General features: G+C 58.5%; 1 pseudogene. It reads left to right on the top strand.

What is annotated here, in order from left to right:
* A pseudogene (locus KVT28_RS25205) lies at positions 1-270 on the top strand (hypothetical protein); the annotation flags it as partial.

Here is a 270-nt window from a genome sequence, read left to right as displayed (position 1 = left end):
AACAAACCACGCTCGCCATCGGCCGCACCCAACACGACATTCCGTGGGAAACGCTCGATGGCAGCCAGGTGATGCTGGTGTCGTTTATCTGTTATGCCTTCAACCTGACGCTCAGCACCTGGGTTGGCGGCGTGGCGGTGCGCTATCGGCTCTACTCAAGACTCGGTTTGCCGGGCAATACCATTACGCGCATTTTCTCTCTGAGCATCGCCACCAAATGGCTAGGCTATATTCTGCTGGCCGGCGTGGTGTTTGCGGCGGGCATGGTGC

Source organism: Pantoea sp. GbtcB22 (assembly GCF_019091025.1).
GTDB lineage: Bacteria > Pseudomonadota > Gammaproteobacteria > Enterobacterales > Enterobacteriaceae > Pantoea > Pantoea leporis.
The sequence above is the reverse complement of the archived record's forward strand: the minus strand, read 5'-3'. Positions and strand labels throughout refer to the sequence as shown.